Source organism: Pseudomonas sp. PDM13 (assembly GCF_025685765.1).
Lineage (GTDB): Bacteria > Pseudomonadota > Gammaproteobacteria > Pseudomonadales > Pseudomonadaceae > Metapseudomonas > Metapseudomonas solani.
This window is the reverse complement of the sequence record NZ_JAOTQU010000011.1, coordinates 1-14,291: the sequence shown is the minus strand read 5'-3', so window position 1 is coordinate 14,291 and position 14,291 is coordinate 1. Positions and strand designations below refer to the sequence as shown.

15 protein-coding genes are annotated in these 14,291 nt (G+C 68.7%); 10 read left to right on the top strand and 5 right to left on the bottom strand.

Annotation, left to right across the window (positions count from 1 at the left end):
• Positions 1 to 32 precede the first annotated feature (32 nt).
• Positions 33 to 599, top strand: coding sequence for a TetR/AcrR family transcriptional regulator (locus OEJ36_RS13275; RefSeq protein WP_263401883.1), 567 nt, complete (start codon positions 33 to 35; stop codon positions 597 to 599).
• A 10-nt stretch (positions 600 to 609) separates the two neighbouring features.
• On the opposite strand, the gene OEJ36_RS13270 is transcribed toward OEJ36_RS13275, so the two are convergent.
• Positions 610 to 1,524 (bottom strand): LysR family transcriptional regulator, encoded by a 915-nt coding sequence (locus OEJ36_RS13270; protein WP_263401882.1) that lies wholly within the window; start codon positions 1,522 to 1,524, stop codon positions 610 to 612.
• A gap of 158 nt (positions 1,525 to 1,682) precedes the next feature.
• Here OEJ36_RS13270 and OEJ36_RS13265 point away from each other — a divergent pair, with 158 nt between their 5' ends.
• From OEJ36_RS13265 to hppD, 5 genes are all read left to right on the top strand, one after another.
• Positions 1,683 to 3,020, top strand: a complete 1,338-nt coding sequence (locus OEJ36_RS13265) for a nucleobase:cation symporter-2 family protein (RefSeq protein ID WP_263401881.1) — start codon at positions 1,683 to 1,685, stop codon at positions 3,018 to 3,020.
• Positions 3,021 to 3,064: 44 nt separating this feature from the next.
• On the top strand, positions 3,065 to 3,571 hold the full coding sequence (locus tag OEJ36_RS13260; protein WP_263401880.1) for a nucleoside deaminase: 507 nt from the start codon (positions 3,065 to 3,067) through the stop codon (positions 3,569 to 3,571).
• Positions 3,568 to 3,924 carry a hydroxyisourate hydrolase gene (locus OEJ36_RS13255; RefSeq protein ID WP_263401879.1) on the top strand — a complete coding sequence of 119 codons (357 nt, stop codon included), beginning with the start codon at positions 3,568 to 3,570 and terminating at the stop codon, positions 3,922 to 3,924. Before OEJ36_RS13260 ends, OEJ36_RS13255 begins: the two co-directional genes overlap by 4 nt.
• A 201-nt stretch (positions 3,925 to 4,125) precedes the next feature.
• The gene (maiA, locus tag OEJ36_RS13250; protein ID WP_263401878.1) at positions 4,126 to 4,761 is read left to right on the top strand and encodes a maleylacetoacetate isomerase; all 636 of its coding nucleotides are present in this window, start codon (positions 4,126 to 4,128) and stop codon (positions 4,759 to 4,761) included.
• 164 nt (positions 4,762 to 4,925) lie between these two features.
• Positions 4,926 to 6,002 carry a 4-hydroxyphenylpyruvate dioxygenase gene (gene hppD, locus OEJ36_RS13245; RefSeq protein ID WP_021217994.1) on the top strand — a complete coding sequence of 359 codons (1,077 nt, stop codon included), beginning with the start codon at positions 4,926 to 4,928 and terminating at the stop codon, positions 6,000 to 6,002.
• Positions 6,003 to 6,181: 179 nt separating this feature from the next.
• Here the strand turns inward: hppD and OEJ36_RS13240 are convergent, their stop codons facing one another.
• A complete protein-coding gene (locus OEJ36_RS13240) occupies positions 6,182 to 6,970 on the bottom strand; it encodes an IclR family transcriptional regulator (RefSeq protein ID WP_263401877.1) in 789 nt (262 codons plus the stop codon).
• 102 nt (positions 6,971 to 7,072) lie between these two features.
• Between OEJ36_RS13240 and hmgA the strand changes: the two genes are divergently transcribed.
• Together hmgA and fahA are read left to right on the top strand one after the other, a co-directional pair.
• Positions 7,073 to 8,374 (top strand): homogentisate 1,2-dioxygenase, encoded by a 1,302-nt coding sequence (gene hmgA / locus OEJ36_RS13235; protein WP_263401876.1) that lies wholly within the window; start codon positions 7,073 to 7,075, stop codon positions 8,372 to 8,374.
• Between the two features lie 3 nt (positions 8,375 to 8,377).
• Entirely contained in the window at positions 8,378 to 9,673 is a 1,296-nt protein-coding gene (gene fahA, locus OEJ36_RS13230; protein WP_263401875.1) for a fumarylacetoacetase, read from the top strand.
• A gap of 34 nt (positions 9,674 to 9,707) precedes the next feature.
• Here fahA and OEJ36_RS13225 read toward each other — a convergent pair whose 3' ends face one another.
• The 3 genes from OEJ36_RS13225 to OEJ36_RS13215 all read right to left on the bottom strand — a co-directional run bounded on the left by OEJ36_RS13225 (position 9,708) and on the right by OEJ36_RS13215 (position 11,984).
• Entirely contained in the window at positions 9,708 to 10,322 is a 615-nt protein-coding gene (locus OEJ36_RS13225) for a LysE family translocator (RefSeq protein WP_263401874.1), read from the bottom strand.
• A 79-nt stretch (positions 10,323 to 10,401) separates the two neighbouring features.
• Positions 10,402 to 11,193: an AraC family transcriptional regulator gene (locus tag OEJ36_RS13220; protein WP_263401873.1), complete on the bottom strand. Its 792-nt coding sequence runs from the start codon at positions 11,191 to 11,193 to the stop codon at positions 10,402 to 10,404.
• Between the two features lie 47 nt (positions 11,194 to 11,240).
• On the bottom strand, positions 11,241 to 11,984 hold the full coding sequence (locus OEJ36_RS13215) for a sulfite exporter TauE/SafE family protein (protein ID WP_263401872.1): 744 nt from the start codon (positions 11,982 to 11,984) through the stop codon (positions 11,241 to 11,243).
• Between the two features lie 109 nt (positions 11,985 to 12,093).
• On the opposite strand from OEJ36_RS13215, the gene OEJ36_RS13210 reads away from it, so the two are divergent.
• Both OEJ36_RS13210 and OEJ36_RS13205 read left to right on the top strand, forming a co-directional pair.
• A complete protein-coding gene (locus OEJ36_RS13210; RefSeq protein WP_263401871.1) occupies positions 12,094 to 12,981 on the top strand; it encodes a LysR substrate-binding domain-containing protein in 888 nt (295 codons plus the stop codon).
• A 190-nt stretch (positions 12,982 to 13,171) separates the two neighbouring features.
• Positions 13,172 to 14,182 (top strand): ABC transporter substrate-binding protein, encoded by a 1,011-nt coding sequence (locus OEJ36_RS13205; RefSeq protein ID WP_263401870.1) that lies wholly within the window; start codon positions 13,172 to 13,174, stop codon positions 14,180 to 14,182.
• Positions 14,183 to 14,291 lie beyond the last annotated feature (109 nt).

The following is a 14,291-nucleotide window of genomic DNA, read 5'->3' as shown; positions in this document are numbered from 1 at the left end:
CAGCGGCCTTGATCGAGAGCAGGAAATCCACCGTGCGACCGCCAAAAATCTCCCGCGACGAACTCCTCCAGCACTGCGCCAACACCTTCAAGCGGCTGGGCTACCATGGCACCACCATGGATGCGCTGGCGGCGGCGTGCGGGCTGACCAAGGCCTCGTTCTACCACCACTACCCGAACAAGGAGTCGCTGCTGCGCGACGTGCTGGCCTGGACCCACGAGCGCATCGGCAAGGCGCTGTTCGCCATCGCCTTCGATGAAGAACTGGCGCCCCACGAGCGCCTGGCGAAGATCGGCCACAAGGCCGGCAAGCTGTTCCAGGACGATGCCATCGGCTGCCTGATGGCGGTGGTCGCGGTGGATGCGACCTACGGCAAGAGCGAGTTGATGGAGCCGATCCGCAGCTTCCTCGACGACTGGGCCGCCGCCTTCGCCAATCTCTACCGCCCGGACTTCGGCGAGGCGCAGGCCGGTGAGCTGGGCCGTCAGCTGGTGGCCGATTACGAAGGCGCCATCCTCCTCGCGCGTATCTACAACGCCCCCGCCTATATCGACGCCGTCACCCGCCGCGCACTGCAACAGCTCCAGGCGCAGGGCTGACGCGCACGCGTCAGAGCGTGGTCGCCCTGCCCTGGCGGTCCAGCTCGAACACCTTGGTGCCCATCAACCGCTCGCGCAGCCAGCGTTGTGCCTGGCCCCGGCCATGTCGGCGCTGCCAGAGCAGGTCGACCCCCACCAGCCAGTCGGTGTGGGGGTAGGCGGCGAGCTGCAGCTCCACCAGTTCACCGGCGGCCAGCTCGCGCTGCACCAGCTGGCGCGGCAGGGTCGCCCAGCCGAGGCCGGCCCGCACCATCTCCACCAGCGCAATGTAGCTCTCGGCCTGCCACAGGCGCGTAGCGCGCAGGTATTCGCTGCTGGGCAGCTTGCTGGCGTGGGCGCTGAAGGCCAGCCGGCGATGGGCGTGCAGGTCGTCGAAGCTGACCTCCTCGCGCTGTGCCAGCGGGTGCCGGGGGTGGGTGACGTGGACCATGATCAGCTTGCCCAGCTGCTGGAATTCCAGCTCGCGCGGGTATTCCGGCTGGGAGAAGGCGATGCCCAGCTCCACCTCGCCGCGCTGCAGCATGCCGGCGACATCACCGTGGTGCGGGTGGCGGATGATCAGGTCGACATGGGGGAAGGCCTGCTCGAAGTCCCGCAGCACCGGCATCACCGTCGCGTAGGGCACCTCGATGGCCAGGGTCAGGCTGGGCTCGGTCTCCTCCGCCAGGCTGTCGGCATGCCCCTGCAGGGCCAGGCAGCGCGCCAGCACCGCCTCGGCCTCCAGCTGCAGCTTGTGGCCACCGGCGGTGAGGGTGGGGATGCGCGTGGAGCGGTCGAACAGCTCCACCCCCAGGTCGGTCTCCAGGTTGGCAATGGCCGCGCTGACGGTGGACTGGGTGCGCCCCAGGCGCCGGGCGGCGGCGGAGAAGGAGCCGGCCTGCACCACGGCGACGAATACCTGTAGCTGATCAAGGGAAAAACGCATCGCCGTACCCACCGCAACCATCGGAATAAGCGATGGTTATTCATTTGTTCCATCGCCTTCAAGCCCCTGAAGATGCCCGCAAGCCAGCACTGCCTCCTCGAAACGCTGGGTAACCCGCCCCCCAATAACAAAAACAGCTGCACCTCCAGGAGATACCCATGAGCCCCACCTCCATCCATCCGGTCGACCAGCGACTCCCCCTCCGGCAACTTCTGACCTTCGGCCTGCAACACGTCCTGGTGCTGTACGCCGGCGCCGTGGCCGTGCCACTCATCCTCGGCAGCGCCCTGGGCCTGAGCAACACGCAGATCGTCCTGCTGATCAACGCTAACCTGCTCACCTCGGGCATCGCCACGCTGATCCAGACCCTGGGCTTCTGGAAGTTCGGCGCGCGCCTGCCGCTGGTGCAGGCCTGCTCGTTCATCGCCCTGGCGCCGATGATCATGATCGGCAAGGAATACGGCCTGGCCCAGGTATTCGGCGCGGTGATCGCCGCCGGGGTCATCACCATCGCCCTGGCGCCGGTGTTCAGCCGCCTGCTGCGCTTCTTCCCGCCGGTGGTGATCGGCAGCCTGATCACCATCATCGGCATCTCGCTGATGCCCGCAGCGGCCATCTGGCTCGGCGGCGGCAACCCGGATGCCGCGGACTTCGGCGCGCCGGCCAACCTGCTGCTGGGGCTGGCCACCGCCGCCATCATCCTTGCGGTCTATGCGCGCTTCTCCGGCTTCATCGGCAACCTCAGCGTGCTCATCGGCCTGCTGCTGGGCAGCCTGCTGGCGGCGGCCTGCGGCATGACCGACTTCAGCCGCGTCGGCGAGGCGGCCTGGTTCGAGCTCTCCGCCCCCATGGCCTTCGGCGTGCCGCAGTTCTCGCTGACGCCGATCCTGATCATGACCCTGGCGATGCTGGTGATCATGGCCGAGACCACCGGCAACTGCCTGGCCATCGGCCAACTCACCGGCCGCTCCGTGGATGCGCGCACCCTGGGCAACGCCTTCCGCGCCGACGGCCTGTCCACCGTGATCGGCGGCCTGTTCAACAGCTTCCCCTACAACGCCTTCACCCAGAACACCGGGTTGATCGCCCTGTCCCAGGTGAAGAGCCGCTTCGTGGTGGCCGCCGCCGGCGGGATCATGATCCTCATGGGCCTGTTCCCCAAGCTCGGCGCCCTGATCGCCGCCGTGCCGACGCCCGTGCTCGGCGGCGGCGCCATCGTGATGTTCGGCATGACCACGGTGGCGGGCATCCAGGAGCTCTCGCGAGTGCGCTTCGAAGGCACGCGCAATGCACTGGTGGTCGCCGTCTCGGTGAGCGTCGGCGTGCTGCCGATGTCCTTCCCCGCGCTCTTCGCCCATGCCCACGGCGCCCTGAAGCTGGTGCTGGAGAGCGGCATCTTCCTCGGCGCCATCACCGCCATCGTCCTCAACCTGCTGCTCAACGGCCGCGAGCCCGCCGAGCACACCGCGAGCGGCACCGCCGACCTCGCCGACTGACCTTTCTCTCGCGCCCTGCGCACCCACTGCCCAAGGAGTCACCCATGACCTTCACCCACCTGGTACCCGCCGGGATCAGCGACCTCGACCTGGAATTGCTGCGCGAATCCATCCGCCTCTCGCAGGCGTCGCGCCAGCGCGGCCGCCACCCCTTCGCCGCCCTGGTGGCGGACCGCAACGGCAAGGTGATCGCCAGCGCCGGCAACAACTCGATGCCGCCGGAAGGCGATCCGACTCAGCACGCCGAACTGGTGGCGGTGGCCAAGGCCGCACGCCTGCTGAGCCCCGAGGCCCTGGCCGAATGCACCCTCTACACCAGCGCCGAACCCTGCTGCATGTGCGCCGGCGCGGTGTACTGGACCGGTGTCGGCCGGGTGGTCTATGCGCTGTCCGAGCATGCGCTGCTGGAACTGACCGGCGCCCACCCGGAGAACCCCACCTTCTCCCTGCCCTGCCGCGAGGTGTTTGCCCGCGGCCAGCGCCAGGTGACGGTGCTGGGGCCGATGCTGGAGCAGGAGGCGGCGGCGCCCCACGAAGGGTTCTGGACGTGAAGGGCATTTCCATCCATGTCGTCGACGTCGCCAGCGGCTGCGTCGCCGAGGGGCTGGCGCTGCAACTGGAGCGCCTGGACGGCGAGCGCCGCGAGCTGATCCACGCCGGGCGCATCGGCACGGACGGGCTGTTCGCCGGGCTCGCGGGCGAAGCCGGCCGCTGCGTGCCGGGGGTCTACGAGGTCAGCTTGCAGGTGGCGGACTTCTACCGCGCCCGGGGCATGGCGCTGCCCGAGCCGGCCTTCCTCGATGTACTGATCTATCGCTTCGGCCTGGCCGACAGCGATCAGCACTACCACCTGCCGTTCAAGCTCACCGCCTGGGGCGTCTCCTGCTTCCGTGGCGGCGCCTGAGCCCTCTCCGCCGCCGGGCCCACCCGGCGGCGGAACATCCATCCCCTCGGAAGACTCGAACGAGAACGCAGGTGCAGGCGGATTATTCCCATGTCGGGCTTGCCGTGGCGCCTAAAATTACGCAGAGTGTAAATAGATTATGAAAACAATAGCGTCAGCGGTGAGCCTGCCGACCGGCGCCCTGCCCTGCGAGTGCCCGCCATGGACCTCTACACCTATTACCGCTCCACCTCGTCCTATCGCGTACGCATCGCGCTAGCGCTGAAGGGCCTGGAGGTCCAGCACCTGCCGGTCAACCTGATCCGCGACGGCGGCGAACACCGCCAGCCCGAGTACCGCGCGATCAACCCCCAGGGCCGCGTCCCCGCCCTGCGCACCGACTCCGGCGAGGTGCTGATCCAGTCCCCCGCCATCATCGAATACCTCGAAGAGACCCACCCACAACCGGCCCTGCTGCCCGGCGATGCACTGCAACGCGCACGCCAGCGCCAGGTCGCCGCGCTGATCGGCTGCGACATCCACCCGCTGCACAACGTCGCCGTGCTCAACCGCCTGCGCCAGCTGGGCACCGACGAGAATGGCGTGAACGCCTGGATCGGCCACTGGATCAGCGAAGGCCTGGCTGCCGTCGAAGCACTGATCGGCGACGATGGTTTCTGCTTCGGCACCGAGCCCGGGCTGGCGGACGTCTACCTGCTGCCCCAGCTCTACGCCGCCCGACGCTTTGCCGTGGACCTGGCGCCCTACCCGCGTATCCTCAGGGTTGAGCGCCTGGCCCTGGAACACCCGGCCTTCCGCAAGGCCCACCCGGACGCCCAGGCCGACAAGCCGGCCTGAGGAGCACACATGCAGACCCTCGGTTTCAAAGTGACCATCGGCGATTTCCTCGCCCGTAGCGTGCGTGGCGTTCCCTGCGCGCCACCGCCCCTTGCCTGAATCGACGCCCCACCGACTTTCATCCGATTCAGGCGCCGCCGCGCGCCACTGCAAGGAGCCAGAACATGGCCGACATCTTTGAAAACCCCATGGGCCTGATGGGCTTCGAATTCATCGAACTGGCATCGCCGGTGCCCAACCTGCTGGAACCCATCTTCGCCAGCATGGGCTTCACCAAGGTGGCCACCCACCGCTCCAAGGACGTGCACCTGTATCGCCAGGGCGAGATCAACCTGATCCTCAACAACGAGCCGAAGAGCGCCGCCTCCTATTTCGCCGCCGAGCACGGCCCCTCCGTGTGCGGCATGGCCTTCCGCGTGAAGAACGCGCACAAGGCCTATGCCCGCGCCCTGGAGCTGGGCGCCCAGCCGATCGAGATCCCCACCGGCCCGATGGAGCTGCGTCTGCCGGCGATCAAGGGCATCGGCGGCGCGCCGCTGTATCTGATCGACCGCTTCGGCGAGGGCTCGTCCATCTACGACATCGACTTCGAGTTCATCGAAGGCGTGGAGCGCAACCCCAGGGGCGCCGGGCTGAAGATCATCGACCACCTCACCCACAACGTGTATCGCGGGCGCATGGCCTACTGGGCGGACTTCTACGAGAAGCTGTTCAACTTCCGCGAGATCCGCTACTTCGACATCAAGGGCGAGTACACCGGCCTGACCTCCAAGGCCATGACCGCGCCGGACGGCATGATCCGCATCCCGCTCAACGAGGAATCCTCCAAGGGCGCCGGGCAGATCGAGGAGTTCCTCATGCAGTTCAACGGCGAGGGCATCCAGCACGTGGCCTTCCTCACCGACGACCTGGTGAAGACCTGGGACGAGCTCAAGGCCCTGGGCATGCGCTTCATGACCGCACCGCCGGCCACCTACTACGAGATGCTCGAAGGCCGCATCCCCAACCATGGCGAGAAGGTGGAGCGGCTGCAGAGCCGTGGCATCCTGCTGGACGGCTCCACCGAGGCGAACGACCGTCGCCTGCTGCTGCAGATCTTCTCGGAGACCCTGATGGGCCCGGTGTTCTTCGAGTTCATCCAGCGCAAGGGCGACGACGGCTTTGGCGAGGGCAACTTCAAGGCCCTGTTCGAATCCATCGAACGCGACCAGATCCGCCGGGGCGTGCTCACCACCGAGTGAGTCACCGCCGCAACGAAAAAGCCCGCATCAGCGGGCTTTTTTCATGGGGTGGCAGGTCTGCCTGTGGGAGCGGCTTAAACCGAAGAGCATCGCGAATGAATTCGCTCCCACGACTGCACGATGCCAACGTAGGAGCGAGCTCTGCTCGCGAATGTGAAGCCTACCGGGACGCCCGACGCTCAAACGGGACGGACACCCGCCATGCGCGCGGTGATGGATTCCGCCGCCTGCTTCAGCAACTGCGCTGCGCGGCCGCTGGTTTCAGCCTGGAAGCCGCTGGCGGCGCCGACCACGGTGATCACCCCGGCAATCTGCTCGCCCACGGCGAACACCGGTGCGGAGAGCGCATTCACCCCCGGCATCAGCAGGCCGTGCACGTGGTGCAGGCCGCTGGCGCGGATCTCGGCGATCTGCTTGCGCAGCGCCTTGGCATCGGGCACGCCGGGCAGGTTCGCCTCCTCCTCGCGCAACGGCGCCGTCTCGGCGTCGGGCAGGTAGCTGGCGAACACCAGGCCGGTGGAGGACCCCAGCAGCGGCAGCACCGAGCCCACGCGGGTGACCAGGGTCACCGCCCGCAGCGGCTGCTCGACGTGCACCACGGTGGGCCCCTTGTTGCCCCAGACGGCGAGGAAGCAGGTCTCGTTGAGCGCATCGCGCAGCTCCGACAGCTGCGCCGTGGCGGCACGCACCACATCCAGCCGGCCGATGGCGGCGAGGCCGACGAACAGCGCCTCCGGCCCCAGGCCGTAGTGGTTGGTGGCCACGTCCTGCTCGGCGAAGCCGCTGGCGATCAGCGCCTGCAGGTAGCGGTGTACCTTGGCCGCCGGCATGCCGACGTGCTCGGCCAGGCGAGACAGGGAGGTGGCCGGCGCCAGGTCGGCGAGCCCCTTGAGAATCTCGGTGCCGACTTCGGCCGCCTGTACTTTCTGCCGCTTGGGCGCCTCGGCGTCGTCCCGTTGGATGGCCATCTACTACCTCGGTTGGCAATGGAGGCGCTGTTATAGCTTGACCCTCTCAGGCTTTCAAATTACGTTATCCGTAATTCAATTACAAAAAACACAGAGGTTCTCATGAGCTCCTCGCTGCCCCACACCGCCCTCGCCTATCAATCCGGCTTCAACAACCAGTTCGCCAGCGAAGCCCTGCCGGGCGCCCTGCCCGTCGGGCAGAACTCGCCGCAGTGCGCGCCCTATGGCCTCTATGCCGAGCAGTTCTCCGGCACCGCCTTCACCGTCTCCCGCGCCGAGGCCCGCCGCACCTGGCTGTACCGCATCCGCCCGTCCGCCGCGCACCCACGCTTCCAGCGCCTGGAGCGGCAGATCCCCGGCCGCCACCTGGGCCCGATCGACCCCAACCGCCTGCGCTGGGATGCCCATGACATCCCCGCCGAACGCACCGACTTCATCGATGGCCTGCTGACCATCGCCGCCACCGCCGATGCCGAGCAGGCCTCCGGCGTCAGCGTGCACGTCTACCGCGCCAACGCCTCGATGCAGCGGGCCTTCCTCAATGCCGACGGCGAATGGTTGATCGTCCCCGAACAGGGCCGCCTGCGCCTGGTCACCGAGCTGGGGCTGCTGGATGTGGAGCCCCTGGAAATCGCGGTGATCCCCCGTGGCATGAAGTTCCGCGTCGAACTGCTGGACGACAGCGCCCGTGGCTACATCTGCGAGAACCACGGCGCTGCGCTGCGCATCCCGGACCTGGGCCCCATCGGCAGCAACGGCCTGGCCAACCCGCGCGACTTCCTCGCCCCGGTGGCCCACTATGAGGACAGCGACGCCCCCGTGACCCTGGTGCAGAAGTTCCTCGGCGAGCTCTGGGCCGCCGAACTGGACCACTCGCCCCTGGACGTGGTCGCCTGGCACGGCAACAACGTGCCCTACAAGTACGACCTGCGCCTGTTCAACACCATCGGCACGGTCAGCTACGACCACCCGGACCCGTCGATCTTCACCGTGCTGACCTCGCCCAGCGACACCCCCGGCATGGCCAACGTCGACTTCGTGATCTTCCCGCCGCGCTGGATGGTGGCCGAGAAGACCTTCCGCCCGCCGTGGTTCCACCGCAACCTGATGAACGAGTTCATGGGCCTGATCCAGGGCGCCTACGACGCCAAGGCCGGCGGCTTCACCCCCGGCGGCGCCTCGCTGCACAACTGCATGAGCGCCCACGGCCCGGACAACGCCAGCACCACCGCCGCCATCGCCGCGGAACTCAAGCCGCACAAGCTCGATCACACCATGGCGTTCATGTTCGAAACCGGCCGCGTGCTGCGCCCCACCCGCTACGCCCTGGAATGCCCGCAGCTGCAGAACGACTACGATGCCTGCTGGAACGGCATGGCCAAGACCTTCAACGGCAGGAACTGACCGATGACCCAGAATGACAACCGCCGCAGCTGGATAGCCTCGGCCAACGAACACCCCGACTTCCCCCTGCAGAACCTGCCCCTGGGCATCTTCAGCCCGGTAGGCGGCACCCCGCGCGGTGGCGTCGCCATCGGCGAGCAGGTCTTCGACCTCAAGGTCGCCACCACCACCGGCCTGTTCGAAGGTGAAGCGGCCGACGCCGCGCGCATCGCCGCCGGGGAAGACCTCAACGCCTTCTTCGCCCTTGGCGCCAACGCCCGCCGCGCCCTGCGCCGCCAGCTGCAGGACCTGCTCGCCGAAGGCAGCCCCGCCCAGGCCCGCCTGGAAGCCCTGGGCGCCGAGCTGCTGCCGGCCGCTGCCGACTGCCAGCTGCACCTGCCGGCGCGCATCGGCGACTACACCGACTTCTACGTGGGCATCCACCACGCCAACAACGTCGGCCGCCTGTTCCGCCCGGACAACCCGCTGCTGCCCAACTACAAGTACGTGCCCATCGGCTACCACGGCCGCGCGTCCACGGTGTGCGTGTCCGGCACCCCGGTGCACCGCCCCAACGGCCAGACCCTGCCGCCGGGCGCCGAGGTGCCGAACTTCGGCCCCAGCAAGCGCCTGGACTACGAACTGGAGCTGGGCATCTGGATCGGCCAGGGCAACGCCATGGGCGATGCCATCGCCATTGGCGAGGCGGAGCAGCACATCGCCGGCTACTGCCTGCTCAACGACTGGTCCGCGCGTGACCTGCAGGCCTGGGAATACCAGCCGCTGGGCCCCTTCCTGGCGAAGAACTTCGCCACCAGCGTGTCGCCCTGGGTGGTGACAGCCGAGGCCCTGGAGCCCTTCCGCACCGCCCAGCCGGCGCGCCCGGAAGGCGACCCGCAGCCGCTGCCCTACCTGCTGGACGCCAACGACCAGGCCCGTGGTGCCTTCGACATCCAGCTGGAAGTGCTGCTGCAGACCGCCGCGATGCGCGAGCGCGGCCAGCAGCCGCAACGCCTGGCCCTGAGCAACACCCAGCACATGTACTGGACCGTGGCGCAGCTGGTGGCGCACCACGCGGTGGGCGGCTGCAAGCTGCAACCGGGCGACCTGTTCGGCTCCGGCACCCTGTCCGGCCCGGAAGCCGACGCCTTCGGCAGCCTGCTGGAGAGCACCTTCGGCGGCAAGCAGCCGCTGTCCCTGGCCAGCGGCGAGCAGCGCACCTTCCTGGAAAGCGGCGACGAGGTGATCCTGCGCGCCTGGTGCGAGGGCGAAGGTCGGGTGCGCATCGGCTTCGGCGAGTGCCGCGGCCGGGTACTCTGAGTTTCAACGCGGGCCCTCCCGGGCCCGCGCCTGTTCAGGCCAGCCCGCGCAGGGCCAGGGCCGCCATCCCCAGCAGCAACACCCCGCACAGCCCGTGGCTGACCCGATGCCAGGTCGGCGAGCTGTTGCGCCGCAGCCAGTCCACCAGCGCCGCACAGAGGAAGCAGCAGGCCAGCGAGGCGGTCATGAAGCCGGCGAAGAACACGCTGGTCTGGGCCAGGTCCGGCGCACCGCCGACGATGCCCGCCATGGCGGTACCCAGGGCGCCCCAGTAGACGATGTTCTTCGGGTTGGTCAGCGAGATCGCCGCGCCGGTGAGCAGCGCACCACGATCCTCATGCTCGGTCGCCTCGCCCTCCTCCGGCAGTTGCCAGGCATCGCGCAGGCTGCGCAGCCCGAGCCAGGCCAGGTAGGCCGCGCAGGCCAGGGTCAGCGGCAGGCGCACCTGGTCCTGCCCCAGCAGCAGGGTCAGCCCCGCCAGGCCAAGCACCGCCCAGACCGCGTCGCCCACCAGGGAACCGAATTGCACCAGCAGCGCCGGGCGGAAGCCATGCAGCAACCCACGGCGCAGGGTTTCGGCGAGTACAGCGCCGGGGGACAGGCAGAAGACCACGCCGAAGACGAAGGCCGAGCAGAACAGCAGGAGCATGCAAACCTCGAACGATGCAGGGGAGCGGATGGGCGCATTCTGCCCAGCCCCGCGCCCATGGACTTGAACAGGATTGCACTCAGGCGTTGAGCAGGCGCTTCATCTCGCCGGGGGTGATGCCGTAGGCGGCACGGAAGTGGCGATTGAGGTGGCTCTGGTCGGCGAACCCCAGGGAATGGGCCGTGTCGGTAGCCGACCAGCCCGCGCGCAGCAGGCCACGGGCGCGGCGGGTGCGCAGTTGCATGGCCCATTGCCGGGGGCTGAGGCCGGTGTGTTTCTGGAAGGCACGCAACAGGTGGAACTTGCACAGGCCCAGCTCGGTGGCCAGTTCGTCGAGGCTCGGGCTGTCCTGCAGCCGCTCGGCCAGCAGTTCCTGCACCCGCGCCATCGGCCCCACGCCTACCGCCGCCGCATCTGGCAGGGGCCCGGCGGTACGCTGCACCAGGTGCCCGAGCCACAGCAGCAGGCGCTCCTCCGCGCGTTCGCGCACCAGGGCGTCGCCACCCAGCGCCCGCTCCACCGCATCGGCCAGGCTGGCGGCGAGGTCGGGCTGGTGGCTGCAGGCCTGCTGGAACTCCACCCGCGCCAGGCCCAGGTCATCGGCCAGTTGCTCGGCGGTGACGTAGAGGCCGACATAGCGCCAGGGCTCGCCCTCCTTCACCCCGCCGCCCTGGATCTGCCCCGGGTTGTAGAGGGTGATGTCACCCGCGCCGGCGCGGAAGCTGCGCCGGTCCAGCCATACCTGCTCCTCGCCCACCAGGTTCACGCCGATGACGCATTCGTCGTGGCTGTGCTTGGCGAAGGCGTGGCCGCTGCCGCTGTTGCTGGCGATTTCCAGGCGGCCGAGGAAGGCCTGTCGGCTGTGGAGCATGGTGGGAACTCGGGATCGGGAGGCGCCGAGCATAACGCCCCGGCGATTCAGCCGGCCAGGGCCATCGCCCCGCGCAGCAGCGAATGCGCCCCCAGGCCCAGCAGCCCGAGGAAGAACAGCCGGCGGAACATGGCCTCGCTCAGGCGCCGGCGGATGCGTTGGCCGATCTCCAGGCCCAGCAGTGCCGGCAGCAGCATCAGCCAGGTGAGGCCGAGGTCCAGGCTCTGGCTGCCACCGTGGATGAACAGGCCCAGGCCCAGCGCCAGGGTGGAGACGGTGAAGGACAGGCCCAGGGCCTGGATCAGCACCTCCCGCGGCAACCCCAGGGCCTGGAGGTAGGGCACCGCCGGGATCACGAAGACCCCGGTAAGCCCCGTCACCAGACCGGTGAGCAGCCCCACCAGCGCAGACCAGGCGCCCTCTCGGCTCTTCGGGGCCGGCGGGCGGATGGAGAGCAGCCCGAGCGCGCCGTAGGCCAGCAAGCAGGCCCCGAGCGCGACGGGAATCCAGGGGCTGGTGGACTCCACCAGCCAGCGTGTGGTCACCAGGGTGCCCAGGGTCAGCGTCAGCAGCAGCGGCCACAGGCGACGCAGCAACGGCAACAGGGCCGGGCCGGCGAACAGCTGCCAGAGGTTGGTCAGAAGCGAAGGCACGAGCAGCAACGCGGAAGCCTCGCCCGGCGTCATCGCCACCGCCAGCAGGCCCATCGCGACGGTGGGCAGGCCCATGCCGAGCACGCCCTTGACCAGGCCGGCGAGCAGAAAAACCAGGAAGGAGAAGAACAGCAGCATGGCGGATACCGAAGAAGAGGATGACGCCAGCTTGCGCGATGCCGCGCCAGGGCTGAATCTGTGATTCCCGAGCCCAGGCTACGCCCTGGACGAAGCCTGGAAGCCCGCGATGCGCTATGACCTGATCGACCTCAAGCTGTTTCTCGACATCCTCGACGCCGGCAGCATCACCCACGGCGCCGAGCGCAGCCACCTGGCCCTGGCCTCGGCCAGCGCGCGCCTCAAGGGGCTGGAGGAAAGCCTCGGTACGCCGCTGTTCGAGCGCCAGCGTCATGGCGTACGCCCTACCCCGGCAGGCCGCACCCTGGCCCATCACGCCCGCGCGGTGACGCACCAGCTGGAACTGATGGCCGATGAGCTGGGCGACTTCGCCACGGGCCTGCGCGCCCGGGTGCGCCTGCTGGGCAATACCGCAGCCCTGGCCGAGCACCTGCCCGGCGTGCTGGGCGACTTCCTGCTGATGCACCCGCAGATCGACCTGGATATCGAGGAAAAGCCCAGCCACGCCATAGTCGAGGCGCTGACCCGGGGCCAGGCGGACCTGGGCGTGCTGGCCGACAGCACCGACATGACAGGCCTGGAGGCGCGCCCCTTCCGCGTCGACCGCCTGCTGCTGGTGACGCGCCTGGATGACGGCAGCCTCGACGGCGACGGGCCGCTGCACTTCGAGCAGTTGTTCGGCCGCGCCTTCGTTGGCCTGGGCCGTGACAACCCGCTGCAACAGCACATCGCCGGCAAGGCGCTCAACGCCGGTCGCCACCTGGAGCTGCGCCTGCGGGTCAGCGATTTCGATACGGTCTGCAGCCTGGTGGCCCGTGGCGTGGGCATCGCCCTGGTGCCCGAGGCGGCGCTGCAGCGCGCCAGGGACCGTCACGCGCTGCGCGCCGTGCCCCTGGCCGATGCCTGGACCACCCGCCACCTGCACCTCTGCGCCATGCGCTTCGACGCCCTGACACCCCCTGCCGCGCGCCTGGCGCAGGCGCTGCTCGCCGGATAACGGGCAAAGAAAAGGCCGCCCGGAGGCGGCCGCAAATGAATCAGGAGCACGATGTGTAGCGCCGAGACTAGGGCGCGATGGCTACCGAATCATGTCGGCGCCATGACCATTGCGTGACAGGCGCCAAGCAGGCGCTCCCGGTCAGGGCGGTCTAACCTTCGTCCCCGTACCCGCAACCGTGGAGAACCCCATGCGATCGATCAAGCACCTGCTGGGCGGCGCCCTGCTCGCCGCCACCCTGTTGAGCCAGGGCGCAACGGCGGACCAGCGCGAGCCGATCCATTTCGGCGACCTGACCTGGGAAAGCGGCAGCCTGATCACCGAGATCCTCCGGCTGGTGGTCGAGAAGGGCTACGGCTACCCGACGGACACCCTGCCCGGCAGCACCGTCAGCCTGGAAGCCGCGTTGGCCCAGGACGACATCCAGGTCATCGCCGAGGAATGGCCGGGGCGCAGCCCGGTGTGGATCAAGGCGGAGCAGGAGGGCAAGGTGTTCGCCCTCGGCGATATCGTCAAGAACGCCGACGAAGGCTGGTGGGTGCCGGCCTATGTGGTGGAAGGCGACGCCGAGCGCGGGATCAAGGCGGTGGCGCCGGAGCTGCGCTCGGTGCAGGACCTGGCGCGCTACAAGGCGGTGTTCCGCGACCCGGAGTCGCCGAACAAGGGCCGCTTCCTCAACAGCCCCACCGGCTGGACCTCCGAAGGCGTCAACAGCCAGAAGCTCAAGGCCTATGGGCTCGACGGCAGCTACAGTAACTTCCGCACCGGCTCCGGAGCGGCCCTGGACGCGGAGATCACCTCGGCCATCCGCCGCGGCCAGCCGGTGCTGTTCTACTACTGGTCGCCAACGCCCCTGCTGGGCCGCTACAAGCTGATCAAGCTGGAAGAGCCGCCCTTCGATGCCGACGCCTGGAAGACCCTGGCCGACGCCAGCCACCCCAACCCACGCGGCACCCGCTCGCTGCCCGCACGCCTGGCCATAGGCGTTTCCGCCCCCTTTCGCCAGCGCTACCCGCAACTGGCGGAGATGTTCGCCAAGGTGGACCTGCCCATCGACGGCCTGAACCAGGCACTGGCAACCATGAGCGAGAAACGCCAGCCACCCCGCGACGCTGCGCGTGACTACCTGCGCGCCCATCCCGATGCCTGGAAGAACTGGCTGCCCGAAGAGGCCCGCGCCAAGGTGGCCGCCGGGCTCTGAGAGGCAAAAGACGCACAAACGAAAACGCCGCTCGAATGAGCGGCGTTTTCGTTTAACTGGAGCGGGAAACGAGACTCGAACTCGCGACCCCGACCTTGGCAAGGTCGTG

Coding starts and splice junctions, on each gene's coding strand:
- hmgA (WP_263401876.1), top strand. CDS start 7,073: ATGAGCTCCTCGCTGCCCCACACCGCCCTCGCCTATCAATCCGGCTTC.
- OEJ36_RS13210 (WP_263401871.1), top strand. CDS start 12,094: ATGCGCTATGACCTGATCGACCTCAAGCTGTTTCTCGACATCCTCGAC.
- OEJ36_RS13215 (WP_263401872.1), bottom strand. CDS start 11,984: ATGCTGCTGTTCTTCTCCTTCCTGGTTTTTCTGCTCGCCGGCCTGGTC.
- OEJ36_RS13260 (WP_263401880.1), top strand. CDS start 3,065: ATGACCTTCACCCACCTGGTACCCGCCGGGATCAGCGACCTCGACCTG.
- OEJ36_RS13205 (WP_263401870.1), top strand. CDS start 13,172: ATGCGATCGATCAAGCACCTGCTGGGCGGCGCCCTGCTCGCCGCCACC.
- OEJ36_RS13270 (WP_263401882.1), bottom strand. CDS start 1,524: ATGCGTTTTTCCCTTGATCAGCTACAGGTATTCGTCGCCGTGGTGCAG.
- fahA (WP_263401875.1), top strand. CDS start 8,378: ATGACCCAGAATGACAACCGCCGCAGCTGGATAGCCTCGGCCAACGAA.
- OEJ36_RS13265 (WP_263401881.1), top strand. CDS start 1,683: ATGAGCCCCACCTCCATCCATCCGGTCGACCAGCGACTCCCCCTCCGG.
- OEJ36_RS13240 (WP_263401877.1), bottom strand. CDS start 6,970: ATGGCCATCCAACGGGACGACGCCGAGGCGCCCAAGCGGCAGAAAGTA.
- maiA (WP_263401878.1), top strand. CDS start 4,126: ATGGACCTCTACACCTATTACCGCTCCACCTCGTCCTATCGCGTACGC.
- hppD (WP_021217994.1), top strand. CDS start 4,926: ATGGCCGACATCTTTGAAAACCCCATGGGCCTGATGGGCTTCGAATTC.
- OEJ36_RS13225 (WP_263401874.1), bottom strand. CDS start 10,322: ATGCTCCTGCTGTTCTGCTCGGCCTTCGTCTTCGGCGTGGTCTTCTGC.
- OEJ36_RS13220 (WP_263401873.1), bottom strand. CDS start 11,193: ATGCTCCACAGCCGACAGGCCTTCCTCGGCCGCCTGGAAATCGCCAGC.